This window comes from Streptomyces sp. Je 1-369 (assembly GCF_026810505.1).
GTDB lineage: Bacteria > Actinomycetota > Actinomycetes > Streptomycetales > Streptomycetaceae > Streptomyces.
Genome location: NZ_CP101750.1, coordinates 7,625,101 through 7,641,723, shown reverse-complemented (window position 1 = coordinate 7,641,723; position 16,623 = coordinate 7,625,101). Strand labels below are relative to the sequence as shown.

Below are 16,623 nucleotides of genomic sequence, written 5' to 3'. Positions count from 1 at the left end.
CCAGGGGTTGCCTACGGCCCCTTCAGCTCGTTCGTTCCGCGCCTGCGCCGCCGCCCGCGCCGGGGAACGGTCCGACGCCGCGCAGCAGATCGAAGAGCCCGCCGGGCGACGTGGTGACGCCGTTGCCGCCCGCCGCGAGGATCTCGGCCTTGCGCGTCAGCCCCCTGCGGGTGGCGTAGACGAAGAACGGAGTCGTCTCGCCTGCGGTGCGGAGCTCGTGCAGGAGGTCCATGCCCGCGTCCGGGTTGTATCCGGTGGGCTCGTCGCGGCCCATGTCCGAGATGACGGCGTCGAAGGGCTGTGCCGCGCGGAACAGGGTCGCGGCGCCCTCGCGCGTGGAGGCGGCCTGCACGACGTGCACACCCAGGGCGTTCAACTGGGCCACTTCGTAGGCGTTGTTCGCGGGCCTGTCGTCCACCCAGAGAACCCGCCGCAGCACGCGGGACGGAGGTTCGTCCGGCCCGCCCGGCTCGTGGAGAGGCCGTGGGTCCCCGGACGGAGCGTGCACTTCGGCGAGGCGCTCCTGGATGTCGGCGGTGGTCTCGACGAGCTTGTCGGAGACCTCCTGGACCGTCAGCTCGTACTCCCCGTACTTGACCGTGAAGGCCCCTCGCTGCACGATCTTCTCGATCAGCGGGAGCAGCCGCCAGGCGATCACCGCCGCGAAGAACGGCCAGGCGAGCCCGGACAGGGCGTCGATCAGCTTTGCCGCCTCGTTCACTGCCGCTCCCGTCCGCGTTGTCGTCGATCAGCGGGCGAGGCCCGGCTCCCGCACCCTAGGCCGACTCGCTTGAGGCGAGGTCGAGTTGAGCGCCCCTTTCACCGTGCCCCTTTCCCCGCGCCCCTTTCACCGTGCCCCGTACACCGCCCCCGGCACCTCCGCCTCGGCCAGCAGCTCCAGTGCCGCCTCGCCCGCCCGCGCCGGGGTCCAGCGGGCCCCCTTGTCCGCGGTGGGGCCCGGGCGCCAGCCCTCCATGACGGTGATGCGGCCGGCCTCGGCCTCGAAGACGCGGCCGGTGACCCCGGCGGAGGCGGTGGAGCCGAGCCAGACCACGAGGGGGGACACGTTCTCCGGAGCCATCGCGTCGAAGGCGCCGTGCTCCTCCGGGGCGGCCATCGTGTCGGCGAAGGTCTGCTCCGTCATACGGGTGCGGGCGGCGGGCGCGATGGCGTTGACGCGTACTCCGTAGGCACCGAGTTCGGCGGCGGCCACCAGGGTCAGGCCCAGGATTCCGGCCTTCGCCGCGCTGTAGTTGCCCTGCCCCACGCTGCCCAACAGGCCCGCGCCCGAGCTGGTGTTGACCACGCACGCGCGAGGGGTGCGTCCCGCCTTCGCCTCGGCGCGCCAGTGCGCCCCCGCGTACTTGAGGGGGAGGAAGTGTCCCTTGAGGTGGACGCGTATGACGGCGTCCCAGGCGTCCTCGTCGAGGTTGACCAGCATCCGGTCGCGGAGGAACCCCGCGTTGTTGACGAGGGTGTCGAGGCGGCCGTACGTGTCGAGTGCGGTCCGTACCAGTGACGCGGCGCCCTCGGAGGTCGCGATGTCACCGCCGTGCGCGACGGCGTCGCCGCCCGCCGCCCGGATCTCCTCGACGACATCGTGGGCGGGGCTGACGGGGCCGTCCCCGTCCCCGGCGCCCGCCGCCGACCCGTCCGCCGCCACGCCGAGGTCGTTGACGACGACGCGGGCGCCCTCGGCCGCGTACGCGCGCGCGTGCGCCCGCCCCAGCCCGCGACCGGCACCCGTGACGACCACGACGCGGCCTTCGCAAAGGCCGGATTCAGCGGCTGATGCCATGACATGACTCCCTAGGGTGCGTGGTTGCGCGGGACATGTGCGCTCAGTGGTTGACGGACGCCGCCGCCAGGAACGCGGGACGTTCGCCGCCGCCGTGCAGGTGGAGCGCGGCACCGCTGATGTACCGGGCCCGGTCGGAGGCGAGGAAGACGCAGGCGTCGCCGACGTCGGACGGGTCGGCCAGGCGGCCCAGCGGGACGGTCCGGGCGACCTCGGCGACGCCCTCCTCGTCGCCGTAGTGGAGCGCCGCGCTCTCCGTGCGGGCGAGGCCGAGGACCACCGTGTTGACGCGTACGGCGGGCGCCCACTCGACCGCCATGGTCCCCGCGAGGTTCTCCAGGCCCGCCTTGGCCGCGCCGTACGCCGCACTGCCGGGCGAGGGGCGGGTCCCGCTGACGCTGCCGATCATGGTGATGCTGCCGCCGGTCTCCTGATGTCGCATCAGTTCGTAAGCGTTCAGCGAAGCGTGGAGCGGGGCGAGCAGGTTCAGCTCGATGATCTTCGCGTGGCGGGCCGGCGAGGATGCGGCGAGCAGCCCGAACGGCGTGCCGCCCGCGTTGTTCACCAGACAGTCCACCCTCCCGTACTCCGCAGCCACTTCGGCGAAGAAGACACCGGCCGCCGCCGCGTCGCGCAGATCGAGCGGTCTGAACTCGGCGGTCCCGCCCGCCGCTTCGACGGGCGCGTCCGGTGGTCTGCGGGCGCAGATGACGACGCGCGCCCCGGCGACCAGGAAGCTTCGGGCGATTCCGGCACCGACGCCGCGGGTGCCGCCGGTCACGACGACCACCTGTCGTGTGTCAGTCATCGCTGCTACCTTTCCCACAACTAACAAATGTTTGGTTGAAGGCGTGCGATTGAAAGGTAGCGGATCGTCTGATGTCTGTCTCCACCTCCGCCCCGGACAAGGGCATCGCCGTCGTCACCGTCGACTACCCGCCCGTGAACGCCCTGCCGGTGCAGGGGTGGTTCGACCTGGCGGACGCGGTCCGTGCCGCGGGCCGCGACCCCGGGACACGCTGCGTCGTGCTCGCCGCCGAGGGCCGGGGGTTCAACGCGGGCGTGGACATCAAGGAGATGCAGCGCGACACCGGTCACACGGCGCTGATCGGCGCCAACCGGGGGTGCTACGAAGCGTTTTCGGCGGTGTACGAGTGCGAGGTGCCCGTCGTGGCGGCCGTGCACGGCTTCTGCCTGGGCGGCGGGATCGGCCTGGTGGGGAACGCGGACGCGATCGTGGCGAGCGAGGACGCCACGTTCGGCCTGCCCGAGCTGGACCGGGGCGCGCTCGGCGCGGCCACACACCTGTCCCGCCTCGTCCCGCAGCACCTGATGCGCGCCCTGTACTACACCTCGCGGACCGCCACCGCCGCCGACCTGCACGCGCACGGCTCCGTCTGGCAGGTCGTCCCCCGCGCGCAACTGCGCGACGCCGCACTGGAACTGGCGCGCGAGATCGCCCGCAAGGACGGCACGCTGCTGCGCCACGCGAAGGCCGCGATCAACGGCATCGACCCCGTCGACGTGCACCGCAGCTACCGGTTCGAGCAGGGCTTCACCTTCGAGGCCAACCTCAGCGGCCTCGCCGACCGCATCCGCGACGACTTCGGGCAGCAAGGGCAACGGGAGCAGCAAGAGGAGGGCGGGGCGTGACCGACAAGAGGATGACTCCCGACGAAATCGTGGGGCGCCTGCACAGCGGCATGACGCTCGGCATCGGAGGCTGGGGCTCGCGCCGCAAGCCGATGGCGCTGGTGCGCGCGCTGCTGCGGTCCGACGTCACGGACCTGACCGTCGTCTCGTACGGCGGCCCGGACATCGGCCTGCTCGCCGCGGCCGGCCGGATCCGCAAGCTGGTCGCCGCCTTCACGACCCTCGACTCGATCCCTCTGGAGCCCCATTTCAGGGCGGCACGCGAGCGTGGCTCCTTCGAACTCGTCGAACTGGACGAGGCGATGTTCATGCAGGGCCTCACCGCGGGCGCCCAGCGGCTGCCGTTCCTGCCGATCCGCGCGGGGCTCGGCTCCGATGTCCTGCGCGTCAACCCGAACCTGCGCACGGTCACTTCGCCGTACGAGGACGGGGAGGAGCTCGTCGCCGTGCCCGCCCTGCGCATGGACGCGGCTCTGGTCCACCTGAACCGCGCGGACCGCTTCGGCAACGGGCAGTACCTGGGCCCCGACCCGTACTTCGACGACCTGTTCTGCGAGGCCTCCGAGACCGCCTACGTCTCCTGTGAACGCATCGTCGACTCCGCCGAGCTCACCGCCCACGCGGCGCCCCAGACGATGCTGGTGTCCCGGCACACGGTGACGGGCGTGACCGAGACGCCGGGCGGCGCGCACTTCACGTCCTGCGTGCCGGACTACGGCCGCGACGAGCCGTTTCAGAAGGCGTACGCGACGGCGGCGGCCGACCCGGACGCCTGGGACGCCTTCCGGACCCGCTTCCTCACCGAGCCAGGCACCGAGCAGGACTACCGACTGGCCGTCCGGGCCTGGCACAAGGAGCAGCGATGACACGGCCCTCCACCGGCACCGCCACCGCCACCCGCGCCGAGTACTGCGTGATCGCCTGCGCCGAGACCTGGCGGGGCGACGGCGAGATCGTCGCCTCCCCCATGGGCACGGTCCCGTCGATCGCGGCCCGCGTCGCCAAGCTGACCTTCTCCCCCGACCTGCTGCTCACGGACGGCGAGGCCCTGCTCATCGGCGACGTCCCCGCGGTCGGCGCGGCGTCGGCGGTCACCGAGGGATGGCTGCCGTACCGCAAGCACCTGACGATGGTCATGGGCGGCAAGCGGCACGTGATGATGGGCGCCAGCCAGCTCGACCGCTTCGGCAACCAGAACATCTCCTGCATCGGCGACTGGACCCGCCCCACGCGCCAGCTGCTCGGCGTGCGCGGCGCCCCCGTCAACACGCTCAACAACCCGGTGAGTTACTGGATCCCCAGACACTCCACGCGCGTGTTCGTCGAGAAGGTCGACATGATCAGCGGTGTCGGGTACGACAGCGCGGCCGCCGCCGGTCCTTCCGCGACCCGCTTCCACGACCTGCGCCGCGTCGTCTCCGACCTCGGCGTCCTCGACTTCGGGGCGCCCGGCCACGCGATGCGCCTGGTGTCCCTGCACCCGGGCGTGACCCTCGACCAGATTCGTGAGGCCACCGGCTTCGCCCTGTCCGTGCCGGACGTCGGCGTCCCGTACACCCGTGAGCCGACCGCCGAGGAGCTGCGGCTGATCCGTGACGTCGTGGATCCGCGGGGCCTGCGCGACCGCGAGGTGCGCCACCCGTGACACCCACTCTGAAGACGCCACTGACGGAACTGGCCGGCGTACGGCACCCGATCGTCCAGACCGGCATGGGCTGGGTGGCGGGCCCCCGCCTGGTCTCCGCGACGGCGAACGCCGGGGCACTCGGCATCCTGGCCTCCGCGACGATGTCGGTCGACGAGCTGCGGGCGGCCGTCCGCGAGGTCAAGTCCCGTACGACAGCGCCCTTCGGGGTCAATCTGCGGGCCGACGCGGGTGATGCGCGGGACCGTGTCCGGGTCATCGTCGACGAAGGGGTGCGGGTCGCGTCGTTCGCCCTCGCGCCCTCCCAGGAGCTGATCGCCGAGCTCAAGGACGCGGGCGTGGTGGTCGTCCCGTCGATCGGCGCGCGACGGCACGCCGAGAAGGTCGCCGCGTGGGGCGCGGACGCGGTGATCGTGCAGGGCGGCGAGGGCGGCGGCCACACGGGCGAGGTCGCCACGACGGTGCTGCTCCCGCAGGTCGTCGACGCGGTGGACATCCCCGTGATCGCGGCGGGCGGTTTCTACGACGGCCGTGGCCTGGTCGCCGCCCTGGCCTACGGCGCGGCGGGCGTGGCCATGGGCACCCGCTTCCTGCTCACCTCGGACTCGACGGTGCCGGACGCGGTCAAGGCCCGCTACCTCGCGGCCTCCGTCAAGGACGTCACGGTCACCACGCGCGTGGACGGTCTCCCGCACCGGATGCTGCGCACGGAGCTGGTGGCGGGCCTGGAGAAGTCGGGCAGGGTCGCCTCGCTGACGCGCGCGGTACGGCACGCGGCGGCGTTCCGGAAGCTCTCCGGCATGGGCTGGCGCCGGATGGCGCGCGACGGCCTCGCGATGCGGCACGGCAAGGAACTGTCGTGGAGCCAGGTGCTCCTGGCGGCGAACACGCCGATGATGCTCAGGTCGGCGATGGTGGACGGTCGCCCGGAGGCGGGCGTCATGGCCTCCGGCCAGGTGACGGGCCTGATTGACGACCTGCCGTCGTGCGCGGAGCTGGTGGAACGCGTGATGGAGGAGGCGGCGAAAACCTTGGACCGACTGGCCGCAGACAGCGTGACGCCCGGCTTCAGCCCGCCCGACGACTGAGGGCCCGGGGCCAAATTCAGCCCGTCCGGCGATTGAGGACCGGGGTCCGGGGCAGAGCCCCGCGACGGCAACCCCGGCGCCGGGCGCCGAAAAGTCCGCTCAACGGCCGGAGGCCGCCCGCACCAGCCCCAGATGATCCAGCGCCCGCTCCGCGAGGCCATCCGCCCCGCATGTCCGTGCGAGGGTCAGGCCGCGCTCCAGCTCCGGCACGGAATCCGCCGCGATGCCGTACTCGACGCGGGCGACCGCGTGTTCGTACGCACAGTTCGTACGCACAGGGGGACGCTTCCAGGTAGGAGGCGGCCTTGCGGTACAGGGCGATCGCACGCGGCCCGGTCTCCAGGGCCGCCGCGCACCGCAGCGCCTCCCCGATCGCGGTGTCCGTGCCGAACCGTTCGGCCTGCCTGCGGGCGTCCGCGACGAGGTGTGCCGCGCGCTTCGGATCCGCGTGGGCCAGCGCGCGGGCGAGGTCGTACGCCCATGGAGCGAGGACGGTGTTGTACTGGCCGCGTGCGGTCAGCGCCTTTGCCGTGGCCTCGAGTTCGTTGAGGCCGTCCTTCGTACGGCCGAGGGCGAGCAGGAGGCGGCCGCGAACGGACGGCGCGTCGGGTACGTAGATCGTGGAGGCGGAGGGCGGCGCGAACCCGTACTGATCGGCGACGGCGCCCGCCTCCGCGACGTGGCCGCGCGCCAGCAGCGTGTCGATGAGCATGCTGGCCGCCTCCCAGTGCATGGGCAGGCCCTGGCCGACGCGGTCGGCCAGGCGCAGGCTGTCGCGCAGCGACCGTTCGGCGTCGGTGAGGCGGCCGCGCCTGCGGTACACGTAGCCGAGGAAGGCGTGCGAGAGGGCGAGGTGCCCGCCGCTCCACCCGGCGGTCTCGTACGCCCGGACGGCCTCGGTGAACAGGCTCTCGGCGCGGTCGAGGCGGTCCGAGAAGGCGTACGACCCACCGAGCATCAGACGGAGCTCGAAGCTCCACTCCGGGTCGGTCCAGCCGAGCCCGGGCGCGAGGCGGCCGTTGACGAGTGCGCGGTCGCAGAGCTCGACGACCAGTTCCGCGCTCTCGCCGCGGGTCATGGCGTCGAACGCGCGCAGGATCAGCAGGGCGCGCTCGGAGTTGTCGCGGCCCGCGAGAGGCCCCGCGAGCGTGGCGAGCCGCTTCGAGCGCGCGGGTGAGTCCTCCTCGCCCGCGTGGATGCCCTCCCACATGTAGTGCACGGCTTGCAGGCGCAGCCGCGCGGGCCCCTGTTCGAGCCTGCGCGCCTCGTCCGCGATGGCCCGCAGGCCCGCTTCCAGCTGGTCGTTGTGGACGAACGCCTGGGACAGGCGACAGACCGCGTCGACGCGCAGTTCCTGGTCGAGGCCGGGCATGGAGAGGGCCTCGCGCAGGTGTCTGATGGTGGTGGCGGGCGAGGTCAGCATGGTGGCGCAGCCCAGTTCGTAGAGCACGCGCGCGTGAATGGCGGGCAGCGGCGGCTCGCGCAGGGCGCGCTCCAGGCAGCGGCGTGCCGCGTCGGGTGCGCCGACGGCCAGGTGTTCGGCGGCGGCCTCGCGCAGCTGCTCGACGAGGTCGGGGTCGTCGTCCGGGTGGACTTCGAGGAGGTGCGGGGAGGCGGCCGCGGCGCCCCTGCCGTCGTGGGTGATGACGGCGGCGGCCACGCCGTGCATCGCGGTGCGGATGGCCGCCGGGATGGAGCGGTAGACGGTGCCTGCGATCAGCGGGTGGACGAACTCCAGGCCTTCGTCGCCGCTGAGCAGGATGCGCGCCGTGCAGAGGCGCTCCGCGCAACGTGCGGCGCTGTCGTGCGTCATCCCGGCGAGTGAGGCGGCCAGGTCGAGGGAGATGGCGCTGCCGAGGATGGCGGCGGCCCAGGCGAAGCGGGTGGCGTCGGTGCCGAGTCCTTCGAGGCGGGCGACGAGGCCGCGGCCGCGGGCCGTGCGGTTGAGGGCGCGCAGTTCGTCGGCGGAGCCTTCGACGGGTTCGAGTTCGCTGTCCTGCACCTTGGCGAGGAGCTCGACGGATTCGTACGGATTGCCGCCGGTGACGGCCCAGACCTCGCGGCAGAAGGGCGCGTCGGCGTGCTCGCCGAGCGTCGCGCGGGTCAGGCCCGCCGCGGCCTCCGGGGTGAGGGCGCGCAGCGTGGTGAACGAGCGGGCCTCGGCGGCGACCGTCGCGAGGTGGCGTGCGCTGTCGCCGTCGGCCTCGCCGGGCCTGCGGGCGACCACGACGAGCACGGGCAGTTCGTGCAGGCGCTGGGCGAACGCCGCCAGCCAGTGCAGCGTTTCCTGGTCGGCCCAGTGCGCGTCGTCGATGAGCAGGACGAGGGGCCAGTGCAGCCGTGAGAGCCGGGAGACCGCTTCGACGAGGCCGTCGCAGACGCCCTGCGGGTCGGCCTGGCGCCCGCCGGGCTCGGCTATGCCGAGTGCGGGCCCCGCGATGTCGTAGCAGTCGCCGAAGTATTCGCGGGCCTCTTCGGGGCCGAGCTGGACGAGTGCGGGCTGCAGCAGTTGCCGTACGACGTTGAAGGGGACGGAGGTGACGGTCTCGCCGCCGCGTGCCGACCAGACCGTGGCACGGTCCCCGGCCATGCGGCGCACTTCGCCGAGGAGCGCCGTCTTGCCGATGCCGGCTTCGCCGCTGAAGGCGAGCAGGCCGCCCGCGGTCGTGGACTCCGCGCAGAGTTCGTCCACGGCCCGGGCCACCGCGGCGAGTTCGACGTCGCGCTCCCACAGTGGGGCCCAGGCGGCTCCTCCGGGCCGTCCCTGCGTCATCGCGCTACCTCCCGGGGTCGCTCAATCGACGTACAGAAGTCGAGACTAGCCGGGTCCGGGCCGTGATGGAGAGCGGTCCGGGCAGGTACTCCCGCAAGGAGTGAGGAAGAAGCCGCTCCGGGGGCGGTCTGTGGGCGCTTTCCGGGTCTTCACAGGCGTTCGATGATGGTCACGTTGGCCTGGCCGCCGCCTTCGCACATGGTCTGGAGGCCGAACCGGCCGCCGGTGCGCTCCAGTTCGTGCAGGAGGGTCGTCATGAGTTTGACGCCGGTGGCGCCGAGGGGGTGGCCGAGGGCGATCGCGCCGCCGTTGACGTTGACCTTCTCCGGGTCGGCGCCGGTCTCCTGGAGCCAGGCGAGGGCGACGGGTGCGAACGCCTCGTTGATCTCCACGAGGTCGATGTCGGCGATGGTCATGCCGGTCTTCTTCAGGGCGTGCGCGGTGGCGGGGATGGGCGCGGAGAGCATGCGGATGGGGTCCTCGCCGCGCACGGAGAGGTGGTGGACGCGGGCGCGGGGCGTCAATCCGTGTTCCCGCACGGCCCGTTCGCTCGCGATGAGCATCGCAGCGGCGCCGTCGGAGACCTGCGAGGAGCAGGCCGCGGTGATCGTGCCGTCGTCGAGGACGGGCTCGAGGCCCGCCATCTTCTCCAGGGACGTGTCGCGCCGTGGGCCCTCGTCGCAGGTGACGTCTCCGTAGGGAACGGTTTCGCGGTCGAAGCGGCCCTCGTCGATGGCGCGGACGGCACGCCGGTGCGAGCGGAGCGCGAACTCCTCCATGGCGCGGCGGGATATCCCCCACTTCTCGGCGATCAACTGGGCGCCGTGGAACTGGTTCACGGGCCGGTCGCCGTAGCGGGCGCGCCAGCCTTCGCTGCCCGCGTAGGGGCCCTGGGTGAGGCCGAGGGGCTCGGCGGCCCGCCGGGAGGCGAAGGCGATGGGGATCATCGACATGTTCTGGGTGCCGCCCGCGACGACGAGGTCCTGGGTGCCGGACAGGACGCCCTGCACGGCGAAGTGCACGGCCTGCTGGGACGATCCGCACTGCCGGTCGATCGTGACGCCGGGCACTTCTTCGGGGAGTCCGGCCGCCAGCCAGCTGGTGCGGGCGATGTCGCCGGCCTGCGGTCCGACCGTGTCGAGGCAGCCGAAGACGACGTCCTCGACGGCGGCGGGGTCGACGCCGGTGCGCTCGACGAGCGCGCGCAGGACATGGGCTCCCAGGTCGGCGGGGTGGACCTGGGAGAGCCCGCCCTTGCGCCTGCCGACGGGCGTGCGGACCGCTTCGACGATGTAGGCCTCGGCCATGAGTGCGTACTCCTCGGTCGTGGGCGCCGTACGAGCGACGACGCGCCTGCTACGTACGTACGGAGATGCCGTCCAGGACCATCGACAGGTACTGGCGGGCGATCTCCTCGGGGCTGTGGCCGCCGCCGGGGCGGTACCAGGACGCGGCGACCCAGACGGTGTCGCGCACGAAGCGGTAGGCGAGGCGGACGTCCAGGTCGCCGCGGAAGACGCCCTCGGCGACGCCGCGTTCCAGCGTCGTCAGCCAGGCCTTCTCGAAGCGCTGCTGCGAGTCCGACAGGTACTGGAAGCGCTGCTGGGCGACGAGGTGCCTGGACTCCTTCTGGTAGATCGCGACGGCGGCGCGGTGCCGGTCGATCTCCCGGAAGGACTCGGTGACGAGGGCTTCGAGCGTGGCGCGGGGGTCGAGCTGGGCCTGGAGCACGGTGTCGTACCCGTCCCACAGCTCGGCGAGGAAGGTGCGGAGGATCTCTTCGAGCATCGACTCCTTGGAGTCGAAGTGGTAATAGAGGCTGCCGGCGAGCATGCCGGCGGCGTCGGCGATCTTGCGGACCGTGGTCGCGTTGTAGCCCTGCTCGGCGAAGACGTCGGCGGCGATGGCGAGCAGTTCGCGGCGCCGCTCGGGCGAGGGGCTCACCTGGGGCTTCTTCTTGGCGGCGGGTTTTTCACCGGCGCTCTGTTTCGGGTTCGGCACACGGTCATTCTCCGCCTAGGCGTGCTGACTGCTGACCGAGACCGTCTCCCCCGTCATGTACGAGGAGTAGCCGCTGGCCAGGAAGACGATGACGTTGGCTATCTCCCAGGGCTCCGCGTACCGCCCGAACGCCTCCCGCGCGGTGAGCTCTTCGAGGAGTTCGGGCGAGGTGACCTTCGCGAGGTGGGGGTGCATGGCGAGGCTCGGTGCGACGGCGTTGACCCGGATGCCGTGAGGGGCCGCTTCGAGGGCGGCGCACCGGGTGAGGGCCATGACCCCGGCCTTCGCCGCGGCGTAGTGCGCCTGGCCCGCCTGGGCTCGCCAGCCGAGCACGGAGGCGTTGTTCACGATGACACCGCGCCGCTCGCCGCCCTGCTCACCGCTCCGGGCGGCGTCACGCATGCGGCGCAGGGCGTCGCGGGTGGAGCGGAAGGTGCCGTTCAGCGTGACGTCGATGACCTTGTCCCACTGCTCGTCGGTCATCTCGGTGAGCTCGGCGGTTCCTCCGAGGCCCGCGTTGTTCACCACGATGTCCAGGCCTCCGTGGCGCCGCTCGGCGAGGTCGAACAGAGCCATGATCTGTGCCGTGTCGGTGACGTCGCACGGGACGCCGTCGATCCGGTCGGCGCCGAACTCCTCGGCGAGCACGGCCACCGACTGTTTCGTACGGACCGCGTGGGCGTCGCCGATGACGACGCGCGCGCCCTCCTCCAGGAAGCGGCGTGCGGTGGCGCCGCCGATACCCGCTCCGGCGGCCGCGGTGATCACGGCGGTGCGGTCCGCGAGGAGGTCGTGCGCCGGAACGTAGGCGGGTGCGTGGGCGGGCGCGTCCATGGGCTCTCCGATTCCGGCTCTCGACTCCTCGACACCCTTCAAGGTAATCTACCAAACACTTGTTAGGGAAGAGTCGAGGAGTCGAAGGGGTGGGCGCCGATGGACCTGGACTTCACCGCCGGGGAGCAGGAGTTCAGGCAGCGGGCGCGCGCGTGGCTCGCCGCGCATGTGCCGGCCGCGCCGCTGCCCTCGCTGGAGACCGGGGAGGGCTTCGCGGCGCACCGGGAGTGGGAGCGCACGCTCGCGGCCGACCGCTGGTCGGTGGTGTCGTGGCCGGAGGAGTACGGCGGGCAGGGCGTCGACATCGTCAAGTGGCTGGTGTTCGAGGAGGAGTACTACGCGGCGGGTGCACCCGGCAGGGTCTCCCAGAACGGCATCAGCCTCCTCGCGCCCACCCTCTTCGACTTCGGCACCGAGGAGCAGCGTGCGCGGGTGCTGCCCGCGATGGCGACGGGGGAGGTGATCTGGGCGCAGGCCTGGTCGGAGCCCGAGTCTGGCTCCGACCTCGCGTCTCTGCGCTCCACCGCCCGCCGTACGGACGGAGGGTGGCTGATCAGCGGCCAGAAGGCGTGGTCGTCGCGGGCCGCGTTCGCCGACCGCGCGTTCGGCCTGTTCCGCAGCGAGCCGCCCGGAACGCACCCCGGCAAGCCGCACCGTGGCCTGATCTACCTGATGTTCCCGCTCGACGCGGACGGGGTGACGGTCCGTCCCGTCGGCCGCTTGGACGGCAAGCCCGCGTTCGCCGAGCTCTTCCTGGACGACGTCTTCGTGCCGGACGAGGACGTGATCGGCGAGCCGGGGCAGGGCTGGCGGATCGCCATGTCGACCACGGGCAACGAGCGGGGCCTGACGCTGCGCTCCCCCGGCCGCTTCCTCACCGCCGCGGACCGGCTGGCCCGGCAGTGGCACGCGCGGACCGATCCGGCCGACCCGGACGGCACGGCGCTGCGCGACCGGGTCGCCGACGCCGTCATAGGGGCGCGGGCATACGAGCTGTTCACCTGGGCGAACGCCTCGCGGTTCGCGGCGGGCGAGACGATCGGCGCCGAGTCCAGCCTCAACAAGGTCTTCTGGTCGGAGTACGACATCGCGCTGCACGAGACGGCGCTCGATCTGCTCGGCCCCGACGGCGAGTTGCTCGACGGGTCGCCCACGGAGGGCCCCGACTGGGCGGAGGGGTACGTGTTCTCGCTCGCCGGTCCCATCTACGCCGGTACGAACGAGATCCAGCGGGACATCATCGCCGAGCGGCTGCTCGGCCTGCCGAAGGGACGCCGCTGATGAGGTTCCTCCTCGATGCCGAGCAGCGGGAGTTCGCGCGCTCCCTGGACGCGATGCTGACGGCGGCCGACACGGTGGCGGCCACGCGCGCGTGGGGCGTAGGTGAGCACGCGCCGGGGCGGGCCGTGTGGGGGCGGCTCGCGGACGCGGGTGTCTTCGCGCTGCCGGTCCCCGGGGAGTACGAGGGGGTGGGGCCGCTCTCCGTGGAGACGGCCGTCGCCTTCGTGGAGGTGGGGCGGCACGCCGTGCCGGGGCCGGTCGTCGAGACGGTGGCGGCGGCCGCGCTCCTCGCCCGCCTCGCCGAGGAGGGCGAGCGGGAACCGGCCAAGCGCTTCCTGCCCTCGCTCGCCTCGGGCGCGGCGACCGCGACGCTGACGCTGCCGCAGAGCGGGCCGCTCGCCCTGGACGCGGACGCGGCCGACCTGATCCTGACCGTCGCCGACGGCGAGCTGCGGCTCGCACCCGGGCACGCGCGCGTGCGCCGCTCCCTGGACCCCGCGCGGCGCCTCGCCGCGCCGCTGCCGGGCGGCGAACTGCTCGCCTCCGGGCCCGCCGTCACCGCGGCGGCGCGGCACGCGACGGACTGGGCGGCGCTCGCCACGGCCGCCCAGTCGCTGGGCGTCGGCCTCGCCCTGCTCGACAGGACCGTCGCGTACGCGAAGCAGCGGGCCCAGTTCGGCTCGCCGATCGGAGCGTTCCAGGCCGTCAAGCACCGGCTCGCGGACGTGCTGGTGCGCCTGGAGTTCGCGCGGCCACTGGTGTTCGGCGCCGCGACGACGATGGCGCCGGGCGACGTCGCCGCGGCCAAGGTGACGGCGTCCGAGTCGGCGTACGGGGCGGCCCGCGCCGCGCTCCAGCTGCACGGCGCGATCGGCTACACGGCGGAGTTCGACCTGTCCCTGTGGCTCACGAAGGCGAGGGCGCTCCGGGGTGCCTGGGGGGATCCGGGGGTATGGAGGAGACGGGTTCTCGCGGCGCGCGAGTGACGCATACAGGGCACACCCAGGGTGCATCCATGGCATATCCATGACCCACACACAGAGGAGGGGCGCCCAAAGGGGATCCGGAGGTGCGGAAGGGGCGGGTTCTCGGCGCGCGCCGAGAACGTGGTGCCGCGCACCCCCGCACGCCGTGCCCCGTTTCCGGGAACCCGGGCCGTCCGTGGCCCGCGGGATGCGATGATCAAGCGCAATGGTGAGCCGACCGAGAAGGAGGCCCCACGTGCGCGTGATCGGGCTCATGTCAGGGACCTCGTACGACGCGATCGACGCGGCAGCCGCCGATCTGACGCTCGACGGCGACCGTCTGGTGCTTACCCCCCTCGGGCTGATCACCCGGGGCTACGACGAAGGGCTGCGCGCCGCGCTCGGGGCGGCGCTGCCGCCCGCCACGACCACCCTCGCCGAGGTCTGCCGCCTGGACACGGACATCGGGCGCGCGTTCGCCGCCGCCGCGGTCGAGGCTGACCGTGAACTGTGCGACGGGCGGGCCGAGCTCGTCGCCTCGCACGGGCAGACCGTCTACCACTGGGTGGAGGGCGGACAGGTGCACGGCACGCTGCAGATCGGGCAGCCCGCGTGGATCGCCGAGGCGACCGGCCTGCCGGTGGTCTCCGACTTCCGCCCCCGCGACATCGCGGCGGGCGGCCAGGGCGCGCCCCTGGTCAGCCTCGTGGACCGCATGTGGCTGCGCGGCAGGCCCGGCACCCCCGCCGCGCTGAACCTCGGCGGCATCGCCAACATCACCGCCGCGGACGGCACCGCCTTCGACACCGGCCCCGCCAACGCCCTGGTGGACGCGGCCGTGCACGAGGCGACGGCCGGCCGCCTCGCGTACGACCTGGACGGCGAGCTCGCCGCGCAGGGCACGGTCGACGAGGGCCTCCTCGCCCGCCTCCTGAACGAGCCCTACTACGCCCTGCGCGCGCCGAAGACGACGGGCAAGGAACTCTTCCACCTGCCGTATCTGCGTACGGCGTTGAAGGGGTACGAGGCGCTGCCCACCGAGGACGTCGTCGCCACGCTCACCCGCCTCACGGCCCGCACGGTCGCCGACGCCGTCCGCTCGGTGGGGGCATCCGAAGTCATCGCCTCCGGGGGCGGCACCCTGAACCCGGTGCTGATGGGGTTCCTGCGGGCGGAGTTGGGCGAGGGACTGCCGCTGCGCACGTCGGGCGAGCTCGGTCTGCCGTCCGCCGCGAAGGAGGCATACGCCTTCGCGGTGCTCGGTTTCCTGACCCTGCACGGCCTGCCGGGCACCGTCCCGGCGAGCACGGGCGCCCGGCACGCGAGCGTGCTGGGTTCGATCACCCCGGGGCGGCGCGGTACGCAGTGGCCGCGGGTGACGGAGGGGGCCCAGGGGCCCGTGCGGCTCGTCGTCAACGGGCATGAGGACGCGGGCCGGTAGAGAACGCGGCGGAGCGGGCCGAATTGTGGTGGCCCCTCTCATCCGGCTTTCACGCGGGGCTCATACGCTGACCGGCATGACCCAGATGACTCCCCCGGGCTGGTACCCCGACCCCGGCCGGACCGCCGGCGGTCCTCCCACCGAGCGCTGGTGGGACGGGACCGTGTGGACGGACCAGGTGCGCGCCGCCGGCACCGCGCCCGATCCGACGCAGTCGACCTCCGCGGCATATCCCGGCCAGGACCCGGCATACCCCGGCCAGGACCCGACGTATCCCGGCCAGATCCCGGCATACCCCGGCCAGCCCCCGGCCCCCGCACCGCGCCGCAAGCTGCGCGTGGCGATAGCCGCGGGCGTGGTGCTCGTCGTCCTCGGCGGCATAGCCGGGGGCGTGTACGCCCTCACCTCCGACGACGACAGTGACGGCGGTGGCTCCGCGGTGAAGGAGCCGTCGGCCGGCGCTCCGCGAGACCCGCGGAACCCACAGGACCCGGACTCCCCGGAGGCGCCCCGTTCCCCGGGCGCACCCGACCCGCAGGCCCCGGAGCAGGACCCGGGCTTCGCCAGTGACGTGGTGAACGGCATCAAGATCCCCGTGCCGGACGGCTGGAAGGGCGGAAGCACCCCGTACGGCGCCGGGGTGCAGACGGACCCGATCCCCTGCCCCGGCAACACCAGCGAGCGGTGCACCCGCGGCAGCGCCTTCTCACAGTCGGCCGAGCAGCTGAAGATCGACGCCGAGACACCGGAGGCGGCGGCCAAGGCGGACGTCAAGAAGAACGCCACGCAGGGCTACGGCGGCAAGACCTACGGCAAGATCACCTCGCACAAGGTGCTGGCCTCCGAGTCCATCACCGTGGCGGGGCAGAAGGGCTACTACGTCCGCTGGAAGGCCGTCACGGAGAAGAGCGACGACGGCTACGTCGAGTCGCTCGCCTTCCCCTCCCCCGCCGACAAGTCGAAGATCGTCATCGTCCGCATGGGCATCGACGTCAACGACAAGGCCCCGTCGCAGTCCTCGATGGACGAGATCGCGAAGGGCATCAAGGCAGGACCGGTCGGCGAGGGCAGCGGCGGCAACGGTCAGGACGTATAGCGCCCCCCTGAAGAGAACCGCCTCTGAAGAGAACCGTCCCTCAAGAGA

At 72.7% G+C, this 16,623-nt stretch carries 14 protein-coding genes and 1 pseudogene; 8 read left to right on the top strand and 7 right to left on the bottom strand.

Annotation, left to right across the window (positions count from 1 at the left end; all coding sequences use genetic code 11):
• Window positions 1-22 precede the first annotated feature (22 nt).
• The 3 genes from NOO62_RS34140 to NOO62_RS34130 form a co-directional block, all read right to left on the bottom strand.
• Entirely contained in the window at window positions 23-721 is a 699-nt protein-coding gene (locus tag NOO62_RS34140; RefSeq protein WP_268774651.1) for a response regulator, read from the bottom strand.
• Between the two features lie 126 nt (window positions 722-847).
• The gene (locus tag NOO62_RS34135) at window positions 848-1,798 is read right to left on the bottom strand and encodes an SDR family oxidoreductase (RefSeq protein WP_268774650.1); all 951 of its coding nucleotides are present in this window, start codon (window positions 1,796-1,798) and stop codon (window positions 848-850) included.
• Between the two features lie 43 nt (window positions 1,799-1,841).
• Entirely contained in the window at window positions 1,842-2,606 is a 765-nt protein-coding gene (locus tag NOO62_RS34130) for an SDR family oxidoreductase (protein ID WP_268774649.1), read from the bottom strand.
• 71 nt (window positions 2,607-2,677) lie between these two features.
• Here NOO62_RS34130 and NOO62_RS34125 point away from each other — a divergent pair, with 71 nt between their 5' ends.
• From NOO62_RS34125 to NOO62_RS34110, 4 genes are read left to right on the top strand one after another with little or no spacing between them, the layout of a single operon-like run.
• Window positions 2,678-3,451 (top strand): enoyl-CoA hydratase family protein, encoded by a 774-nt coding sequence (locus NOO62_RS34125; RefSeq protein WP_268774648.1) that lies wholly within the window; start codon window positions 2,678-2,680, stop codon window positions 3,449-3,451.
• An 11-nt stretch (window positions 3,452-3,462) separates the two neighbouring features.
• Window positions 3,463-4,317 (top strand): CoA transferase subunit A, encoded by an 855-nt coding sequence (locus tag NOO62_RS34120; protein WP_268775915.1) that lies wholly within the window; start codon window positions 3,463-3,465, stop codon window positions 4,315-4,317.
• Window positions 4,314-5,096, top strand: coding sequence for a CoA-transferase subunit beta (locus NOO62_RS34115; protein WP_268774647.1), 783 nt, complete (start codon window positions 4,314-4,316; stop codon window positions 5,094-5,096). Before NOO62_RS34120 ends, NOO62_RS34115 begins: the two co-directional genes overlap by 4 nt.
• Window positions 5,097-5,104: 8 nt before the next feature.
• Window positions 5,105-6,184 (top strand): NAD(P)H-dependent flavin oxidoreductase, encoded by a 1,080-nt coding sequence (locus tag NOO62_RS34110; protein WP_268775914.1) that lies wholly within the window; start codon window positions 5,105-5,107, stop codon window positions 6,182-6,184.
• A gap of 99 nt (window positions 6,185-6,283) precedes the next feature.
• Here NOO62_RS34110 and NOO62_RS34105 read toward each other — a convergent pair.
• The 4 genes and pseudogenes from NOO62_RS34105 to NOO62_RS34090 all read right to left on the bottom strand — a co-directional run bounded on the left by NOO62_RS34105 (window position 6,284) and on the right by NOO62_RS34090 (window position 11,792).
• Window positions 6,284-8,957 (bottom strand): annotated as a pseudogene (locus tag NOO62_RS34105) (ATP-binding protein).
• A gap of 149 nt (window positions 8,958-9,106) precedes the next feature.
• Window positions 9,107-10,264, bottom strand: coding sequence for an acetyl-CoA C-acetyltransferase (locus NOO62_RS34100; RefSeq protein ID WP_268774646.1), 1,158 nt, complete (start codon window positions 10,262-10,264; stop codon window positions 9,107-9,109).
• Between the two features lie 49 nt (window positions 10,265-10,313).
• Entirely contained in the window at window positions 10,314-10,958 is a 645-nt protein-coding gene (locus NOO62_RS34095) for a TetR/AcrR family transcriptional regulator (RefSeq protein ID WP_268774645.1), read from the bottom strand.
• A 15-nt stretch (window positions 10,959-10,973) separates the two neighbouring features.
• The gene (locus tag NOO62_RS34090; protein WP_268774644.1) at window positions 10,974-11,792 is read right to left on the bottom strand and encodes an SDR family oxidoreductase; all 819 of its coding nucleotides are present in this window, start codon (window positions 11,790-11,792) and stop codon (window positions 10,974-10,976) included.
• 99 nt (window positions 11,793-11,891) lie between these two features.
• Between NOO62_RS34090 and NOO62_RS34085 the strand changes: the two genes are divergently transcribed.
• The 4 genes from NOO62_RS34085 to NOO62_RS34070 all read left to right on the top strand — a co-directional run bounded on the left by NOO62_RS34085 (window position 11,892) and on the right by NOO62_RS34070 (window position 16,575).
• A complete protein-coding gene (locus NOO62_RS34085) occupies window positions 11,892-13,073 on the top strand; it encodes an acyl-CoA dehydrogenase family protein (RefSeq protein ID WP_268774643.1) in 1,182 nt (393 codons plus the stop codon).
• Window positions 13,073-14,059 (top strand): acyl-CoA dehydrogenase family protein, encoded by a 987-nt coding sequence (locus tag NOO62_RS34080; protein ID WP_268774642.1) that lies wholly within the window; start codon window positions 13,073-13,075, stop codon window positions 14,057-14,059. The genes NOO62_RS34085 and NOO62_RS34080 overlap by 1 nt, the downstream gene beginning before the upstream one ends.
• Before the next feature lie 235 nt (window positions 14,060-14,294).
• Window positions 14,295-15,479: an anhydro-N-acetylmuramic acid kinase gene (locus NOO62_RS34075; protein ID WP_268774641.1), complete on the top strand. Its 1,185-nt coding sequence runs from the start codon at window positions 14,295-14,297 to the stop codon at window positions 15,477-15,479.
• Between the two features lie 76 nt (window positions 15,480-15,555).
• Entirely contained in the window at window positions 15,556-16,575 is a 1,020-nt protein-coding gene (locus NOO62_RS34070) for a DUF2510 domain-containing protein (RefSeq protein ID WP_268774640.1), read from the top strand.
• Window positions 16,576-16,623 lie beyond the last annotated feature (48 nt).

Bases quoted from the DNA above. Each gene is read 5' to 3' on its own strand.
- NOO62_RS34120 (WP_268775915.1), top strand. From the start codon at position 3,463: ATGACTCCCGACGAAATCGTGGGGCGCCTGCACAGCGGCATGACGCTC.
- NOO62_RS34100 (WP_268774646.1), bottom strand. From the start codon at position 10,264: ATGGCCGAGGCCTACATCGTCGAAGCGGTCCGCACGCCCGTCGGCAGG.
- NOO62_RS34090 (WP_268774644.1), bottom strand. From the start codon at position 11,792: ATGGACGCGCCCGCCCACGCACCCGCCTACGTTCCGGCGCACGACCTC.
- NOO62_RS34125 (WP_268774648.1), top strand. From the start codon at position 2,678: ATGTCTGTCTCCACCTCCGCCCCGGACAAGGGCATCGCCGTCGTCACC.
- NOO62_RS34080 (WP_268774642.1), top strand. From the start codon at position 13,073: ATGAGGTTCCTCCTCGATGCCGAGCAGCGGGAGTTCGCGCGCTCCCTG.
- NOO62_RS34085 (WP_268774643.1), top strand. From the start codon at position 11,892: ATGGACCTGGACTTCACCGCCGGGGAGCAGGAGTTCAGGCAGCGGGCG.
- NOO62_RS34130 (WP_268774649.1), bottom strand. From the start codon at position 2,606: ATGACTGACACACGACAGGTGGTCGTCGTGACCGGCGGCACCCGCGGC.
- NOO62_RS34115 (WP_268774647.1), top strand. From the start codon at position 4,314: ATGACACGGCCCTCCACCGGCACCGCCACCGCCACCCGCGCCGAGTAC.
- NOO62_RS34070 (WP_268774640.1), top strand. From the start codon at position 15,556: ATGACCCAGATGACTCCCCCGGGCTGGTACCCCGACCCCGGCCGGACC.
- NOO62_RS34135 (WP_268774650.1), bottom strand. From the start codon at position 1,798: ATGGCATCAGCCGCTGAATCCGGCCTTTGCGAAGGCCGCGTCGTGGTC.